Here is a 6,405-nt window from a genome sequence, read left to right on the forward strand (position 1 = left end):
GCCGCGCTGGGCCATGGATGGCCCATCGCGGCGGGCCCACGGAGCAGGACCGGAGCGAGCGGATGCCGAGCCTTAGCGAGGCACCGAACGCCAGGGGCAAGAGCCCTTGGTTACTTAGGGCCGGGCGGCGTTCCGTTTTTCCAAGTGACTCGCCGTAAGGGCGAAACCCTAAGTGGCCGTTACCGCAGGAATGGATATGTACACCTGAAAGACAACCATCGAATGTCAGGACGCCTTCGCCGGCAAGCCGGGCTCCTACAGGAAATCAGGCGCCTTTTTAGCGCACACAAAAACAAACGCCCCGATCAAGTCGGGGCGTTTGTTTAACCTTCACCATGACAGCTGGCGAACGTCGCTTTTCAATACAAGCGGCTGGGGCGCTATCAGTAAGCCTTGCCCGTCTTGTAGAAGTTCTCGAAGCAGAAGTTGGTCGCGTCGATGTAGCCTTCGGCGCCGCCGCAGTCGAAACGCTTGCCCTTGAACTTGTAGGCCATGACGCAGCCGTTCTGGGCCTGTTTCATCAGGGCGTCGGTGATCTGGATTTCGCCGCCCTTGCCTGGCTCGGTCTGTTCGATCAGGTCGAAGATGTCCGGGGTCAGGATATAGCGACCGATGATGGCCAGGTTCGACGGCGCATCTTCAGGTTTTGGTTTTTCCACCATGCTGTGCACGCGGTAGATGTCGTCGCGGATCATCTCGCCGGCGATCACGCCGTACTTGTTGGTCTCTTGCGGGTCGACTTCCTGGATGGCCACGATCGAGCAGCGGAACTGCTTGTACAGCTTGACCATCTGGGTCAGTACGCCGTCGCCTTCGAGGTTCACGCACAGGTCGTCCGCCAACACCACGGCGAAGGGTTCGTCGCCGATCAGCGGACGGCCGGTGAGAATCGCGTGGCCCAGGCCTTTCATTTCGGTCTGGCGGGTGTAGGAGAACGAGCAGTTATCGAGCAGCTTGCGGATGCCGACCAGGTACTTTTCCTTGTCGGTGCCCTTGATCTGGTTTTCCAGCTCGTAGCTGATGTCGAAATGGTCTTCCAGGGCGCGCTTGCCACGACCGGTGACGATGGAGATTTCCGTCAGCCCGGCGTCCAGTGCTTCTTCGACGCCGTACTGGATCAGTGGCTTGTTTACCACCGGCAGCATTTCCTTGGGCATGGCTTTAGTCGCTGGCAGGAAGCGAGTGCCGTAACCGGCTGCTGGAAACAAGCATTTCTTGATCATAAAAGTCCTTGAAAGGGCTGTGTGTACGAGTTTCGGCGCAGTCTAATCAGGCGGCGTGCACCTTACAATGCCCCGCGCTGGCTAACCGATGCCATCATAGAGAAATATTCTTGCCATTAGTTCCGCAGCGAGCGCCGCCAATGGATCAACAGCCTGTTATTGATAGCAGAGTCCGCCAGGTTTGCACGCTGAGTCAACCCATGGGCAAGCGCACCAACTCGCATCCATCGGCACCCGAACGGTGCATTTGGCGGTATCATGGCGCCCATTGATCCAGCCAACGAGGCAATTAGATGTCAGAAGCAAAAAGCGTCAACGGGTTCCTGATCAACAAGGCCAAAGACGGCCAGTGGTGGGTAACCGGCGTTGGCACTGAGAACACTGTCGGTCCTTTCCCGTCCGAAGCCATGGCGATCGAAGTGGCATCGGTGTTGCAGCTGGAACACCCGGCACCCAAACGACGGGGCAAGGACAAGAACTGAGCCATGCCTGACGCCCTGCCCTGGTGCAGGGCTTTTTTTTGCGAATACCGGCAAGAAGTGGCCTTTGGCTATAACCTTTTGCCAACCGCGCTGTCACAGGCTTTGCCCCTCATCCTGACGACGACAACGACATGACCAAATTTTTGCCGCTGATTGCGGTTATGGCCCTCGGTGGCTGCGCCACTTCTGAAACCACTTACCTGAACAATGGCGAGCAAGGCCTGGCCATCGACTGTTCCGGCGAGGCCAATTCCTGGGCGAGCTGTTATGAAAAGGCCGATGCCTCCTGCGCCGGCACCGGCTACCGCATCGTCGGCACTGACGGCTCACCCGCCCCCGAGGAAAGCGACAAGACCCTGGGTGTCGACGTTGGCAACTACAAGAACCGTAGCGTGGTGGTGGTCTGCAAATAGGGCGTGGTGCCCTACATGTGGATTTCCGCGAACTTGATCCCCAGGCCGCGCACGATCTCGACCAGTTCGTCGAGACTGCTGAAGGACTCGACTTCGTCGCTATCGTCCACCAGGAAAAAACTGCGCCCGGCGCTTTTCTTGAAAAACACGATCCACTCTCCCGGATTCGCCGGGTTCTGAATCACATGGGTGGCGCAGATTTGACCCTCTGCGTGCCGCTCCCGTACCTGCTCTCGCTTCATGTTCGACTCCAGAAATGACAATGCCGCCAAAGGGTCGCTTTGACGGCATTGGTGCTGACGCTCGACAGTCTATCAGCCGGAAATGCACACCGTGGCGGCATCACGCACGTCGAAGGGGCGTATCGGCACGTTGGAGATGCGCTCATGCAACTTGATGCTGCTGCCCCCGGAGCGCTCCTCGATATCGAACACCGCGGCCGGCCCCGAGGAAAGCTTCTGCGGCACGATCACCCGCACCCCGTCTTTCTGCTCCTCGATCTGCAAGGCGCCACGGCTGTCGGCGAGCTTTTCGCTCAGGCACTGGGCGTACTCATGGGGCTTCTTGCCTGAAATCACATTCATGGTCGGCAGCGTCTGGTTGATCTCCGAGACACTTGCACAACCACTGATTGCCAGGACCCACGGCAAGCCACACATGCCCCACTTCATACAAAACCTCCGTTAAAGACCCTCCGACAGCACAAACACGGGTTTTCTCCGGGCCCCACTGCTTTTTTCTTCCCAGGCGTGCGTTATATGCGTTTTTATTGCCCAACCGGGCCCGCACAGCCGGATAATAACGCCCCGGGGCTGATAAACTGCGCCAATCGCCCATGCTATCGTTTTGATTTTGTAGAAAAAGCCCTTCTGGAGGCGCCCCATGAAATTTATCCACCAGCGCGAGCACCTCAACGAAGACGACATCGTCGTCATTCAATGCTCGCAAACGTGCAACATTCGCTTGATGAACGACGCCAACTTCCGCAGCTTCAAGAATGGCGGTCGTCACACCTATCACGGCGGCGCGTTCGACACCTTCCCGGCTCGCATCACGGCGCCGAGCACCGGGTTCTGGAACATCACCATCGACACGGTCAACCGCCGGCCGATCAGCGTGACGCGCAAGCCGACCCTGACCCACTCGATCAAGATCATCCGCCGCTCCAGCTCGAAACTGAGCTGAGCAACGCCTCAATACGCAGACAGACAGGTATGACCGTGGCCCAGACGACCAAATACGTCATCAAGTACAAACTCAATGGCGAACGCCGCTTCGAATTTGCCCAGCTGGAAAACGGCACCGCAGAAGAAGCCAAAGCCGCACTGGACGCCCTGCATGGCGGCGAGGACGTCATCAGCGACATCAGCGTCAGCAAAGCGCTGTAACATCATCTGGAGCGACAACCTGGACGTCCGCTCCCTGGCGATATTCGACCGCAAGTGTCGGAGTGTTTGCATTCGTCATGCCCCTTAGTCTCGCCACCTCAATCACCTGAGGGCCCGGCAATGAGCGAGCAATACCTGGACAGGCTGGACTGGCCCCTGCTGGAACAGCAACTCGACGAGGACGGCTGCGCGGTCATCGCGTCGCTGTTGAGCCACAAGGCCTGTGACCGGATCAGCGCCTTGTACGGCCAATCCGAAGGCTTTCGCTCCCACGTGATCATGGCCCGCCACGGTTTCGGCCGTGGCGAGTACAAGTATTTCGACTACCCCTTGCCGCCACTGGTGGCCCGCCTGCGCAGTGCGCTGTACCCGCGCTTGGTGCCGATCGCCAATCGCTGGCATGCGCAGATGGACCTGCCGAGCCGTTTCCCCGACAGTCTCCCGGCCTTTCTCGACCGTTGCCATGCCGCCGGCCAGCAGCGTCCTACTCCCTTGTTGCTGCAATACGGCCCACAGGACTACAACTGCCTGCACCAGGATCTGTATGGCGAGCATGTCTTCCCGCTGCAGGTGGCGATTCTTCTGTCAGAGCCTGGGGAAGATTTCACCGGCGGTGAGTTCGTGCTCACCGAGCAGCGCCCACGCATGCAGTCGCGCCCACAGGTCATCGGTCTGAAAAAGGGCGACGGCCTGATCTTCGCGGTCAACCAGCGCCCGGTCAAAGGCGTGCGCGGTTACTATCGGGTGACCCTGCGCCACGGCGTCAGTCGCCTGCACAGCGGAAAACGGCATACCCTTGGGATCATCTTTCACGACGCATCATGAGCACCATGAACCCGACCACCCTGGACCTGTTTGCCGACGCCGAGCCCGAGCAAGCGCGCCGACGCGAGCAGATTGGGGAACAATCCTACGTTCTCAGAGGCTTTGCCCTGCCCTGGCTGGAACGTTTGCTGCCGGCACTGGAGGCCGTGCTGGCGGCCGCACCGTTCCGGCAAATGGTCACTCCTGGCGGCTTCACCATGTCGGTGGCCCTGAGCAGTTGCGGCACCTGGGGCTGGACCACCGACCGCAGCGGTTATCGCTACACCCGCGACGATCCCCTGACCGGCCTGCCCTGGCCACCCATGCCCGAGGTGTTTTTCCAGCTGGCCCAGGCGGCGGCACGGGAGGCGGGATTTGCCGATTTCGTGCCGGATTCCTGCCTGATCAATCGCTATGTGCCTGGGGCGAAAATGTCCTTGCACCAGGACAAGGACGAAAAATCCTACGCTGCGCCTATCGTTTCGGTATCGCTGGGGTTGCCCGCGATGTTCCTGTTCGGCGGCTTCGCACGCAGTGACAAAAGCCAGCGGGTGCCGTTGCTGCATGGCGACATCGTGGTCTGGGGCGGCGTGGATCGCTTGCGTTATCACGGCGTCCTGCCGATCAAGGATGGCCAACACCCGCGCCTGGGCGAACAGCGCATCAACTTCACTTTTCGGACCGCGCGGTGAGGCCGTGGAGTTTGACCGCAAGCGCCGGAGTGTGGACGTACCGGCCGGTGGTTAATCTGCGGCAAACAGGTCAACGGATGTAACGCCATGACAAGCCAATCGACAACAAGCAGCACCGAAAACGATCCACGCTGGGCCGCGGTGATCGCCCGCGACCCACAGGCGGACGGGCAGTTCGTCTATGCGGTGAAAACCACCGGAATCTACTGCAATCCCAGCAGCCTCTCGCGCTTGCCGAAACCGCAGAATGTCGAATTCTTCGACAGCGCTGAACTGGCCCAGGCCGCGGGTTATCGTCCAAGCAAGCGCGCAGCAAAGGATCAAAGCGCGGTCGCCGCGCAACATGCTGCCACCGTGGCCGCCGCGTGCCGCCAGATCGAAACCGCCGAGGCGCTGCCCGCGCTGAACGAGCTGGCGCAAGCGGCAGGACTGAGCAGTTTTCATTTCCATCGGGTGTTCAAGTCCGTGACCGGCCTGACACCCAGAGGCTATGCCGCGGCCCATCGTTCGCGCCGCATGCGCGAGCGGCTGGCGGATGGTCGCTCGGTCACCGATGCGTTGTACGACGCCGGTTTCAACTCCAACAGCCGTTTCTATGAGGCGGCGGACCAGGTGCTGGGAATGAAACCCACTGATTACCGTGCCGCGGGGCAAAACAACGACATTCGTTTCGCGGTTGGCCAGTGTTCCCTCGGCGCGATTGTGGTGGCGCAAAGCGAGCGTGGGGTCTGCGCGATTCTTTTGGGTGATGATCCGCAGCAACTGGTCTGCGACCTGCAGGACAAGTTTCGTCGCGCCACCCTGATCGGTGCCGACCCGGCCTTCGAACAGTTGATCGCCCGAGTCGTGGGCTTCATCGAAGCCCCGGCCCTGGGCCTGGACTTGCCGCTGGATGTGCGCGGTACGGCGTTTCAGGAGCGGGTCTGGCAAGCCCTGCGGGAAATACCCGCCGGCAGCACCGCCAGCTACGCCGACATCGCCCAGCGCATCGGCAACCCCAAGGCTGTACGCGCAGTGGCACAAGCCTGTGGCGCGAACAGTCTGGCGGTGGCAATCCCCTGTCACCGTGTGGTGCGCAGCGATGGCAATCTGTCGGGGTATCGCTGGGGTGTGGAGCGTAAGCGGCAATTGCTGGAGCGGGAGAAGCCCTGACATCGAGAGATGCCGCGCTCCCTGTAGGAGCCGGCTTGCCGGCAAAGGCGCCCGAAAGATCATTGCAAAATTCAAGGACGCCTTCGCTGGCAAGCCAGCTCCTACAATGTTGTGTGTCAGGCGTAGATCCGTGATCAGCGATTCACATCCACCACCACTCGCCCCCGCAACTGCCCAGCCAACAGTCGCGGAGCGGGAGAAGCCCTGACATCGAAAGATGCTGCGCGCCCTGTAGGAGCCGGCTTGCCGGC

At 60.5% G+C, this 6,405-nt stretch carries 10 protein-coding genes; 7 read left to right on the forward strand and 3 right to left on the reverse strand.

Features of this window, described 5'->3' with window-relative positions; genetic code table 11:
• Positions 1-383: 383 nt before the first annotated feature.
• A complete protein-coding gene (galU, locus tag HFK74_RS28940; RefSeq protein ID WP_008065368.1) occupies positions 384-1,223 on the reverse strand; it encodes a UTP--glucose-1-phosphate uridylyltransferase GalU in 840 nt (279 codons plus the stop codon).
• A gap of 293 nt (positions 1,224-1,516) precedes the next feature.
• Here galU and HFK74_RS28945 point away from each other — a divergent pair, with 293 nt between their 5' ends.
• Together HFK74_RS28945 and HFK74_RS28950 are read left to right on the forward strand one after the other, a co-directional pair.
• Positions 1,517-1,705, forward strand: coding sequence for a hypothetical protein (locus HFK74_RS28945; RefSeq protein WP_180206504.1), 189 nt, complete (start codon positions 1,517-1,519; stop codon positions 1,703-1,705).
• Between the two features lie 131 nt (positions 1,706-1,836).
• Positions 1,837-2,118: a hypothetical protein gene (locus HFK74_RS28950; RefSeq protein ID WP_180206505.1), complete on the forward strand. Its 282-nt coding sequence runs from the start codon at positions 1,837-1,839 to the stop codon at positions 2,116-2,118.
• Between the two features lie 11 nt (positions 2,119-2,129).
• Here HFK74_RS28950 and HFK74_RS28955 read toward each other — a convergent pair whose 3' ends face one another.
• A complete protein-coding gene (locus HFK74_RS28955) occupies positions 2,130-2,360 on the reverse strand; it encodes a hypothetical protein (RefSeq protein ID WP_180206506.1) in 231 nt (76 codons plus the stop codon).
• 72 nt (positions 2,361-2,432) lie between these two features.
• Positions 2,433-2,789: a hypothetical protein gene (locus HFK74_RS28960; protein WP_180206507.1), complete on the reverse strand. Its 357-nt coding sequence runs from the start codon at positions 2,787-2,789 to the stop codon at positions 2,433-2,435.
• Positions 2,790-3,000: 211 nt separating this feature from the next.
• On the opposite strand from HFK74_RS28960, the gene HFK74_RS28965 reads away from it, so the two are divergent.
• From HFK74_RS28965 to ada, 5 genes are all read left to right on the forward strand, one after another.
• The gene (locus tag HFK74_RS28965; RefSeq protein ID WP_008065357.1) at positions 3,001-3,303 is read left to right on the forward strand and encodes a DUF1883 domain-containing protein; all 303 of its coding nucleotides are present in this window, start codon (positions 3,001-3,003) and stop codon (positions 3,301-3,303) included.
• 35 nt (positions 3,304-3,338) lie between these two features.
• Positions 3,339-3,506, forward strand: coding sequence for a hypothetical protein (locus HFK74_RS28970; protein WP_162135948.1), 168 nt, complete (start codon positions 3,339-3,341; stop codon positions 3,504-3,506).
• 120 nt (positions 3,507-3,626) lie between these two features.
• Entirely contained in the window at positions 3,627-4,331 is a 705-nt protein-coding gene (locus HFK74_RS28975) for a 2OG-Fe(II) oxygenase (protein WP_180206508.1), read from the forward strand.
• Positions 4,332-4,336: 5 nt separating this feature from the next.
• Positions 4,337-5,002, forward strand: coding sequence for a DNA oxidative demethylase AlkB (gene alkB, locus HFK74_RS28980; protein ID WP_180206510.1), 666 nt, complete (start codon positions 4,337-4,339; stop codon positions 5,000-5,002).
• Between the two features lie 87 nt (positions 5,003-5,089).
• Positions 5,090-6,154 (forward strand): bifunctional DNA-binding transcriptional regulator/O6-methylguanine-DNA methyltransferase Ada, encoded by a 1,065-nt coding sequence (gene ada / locus HFK74_RS28985; RefSeq protein WP_180206509.1) that lies wholly within the window; start codon positions 5,090-5,092, stop codon positions 6,152-6,154.
• The last annotated feature ends 251 nt before the right edge of the window (positions 6,155-6,405 follow it).

Source organism: Pseudomonas sp. SbOxS1, assembly GCF_013416725.1.
GTDB lineage: Bacteria > Pseudomonadota > Gammaproteobacteria > Pseudomonadales > Pseudomonadaceae > Aquipseudomonas.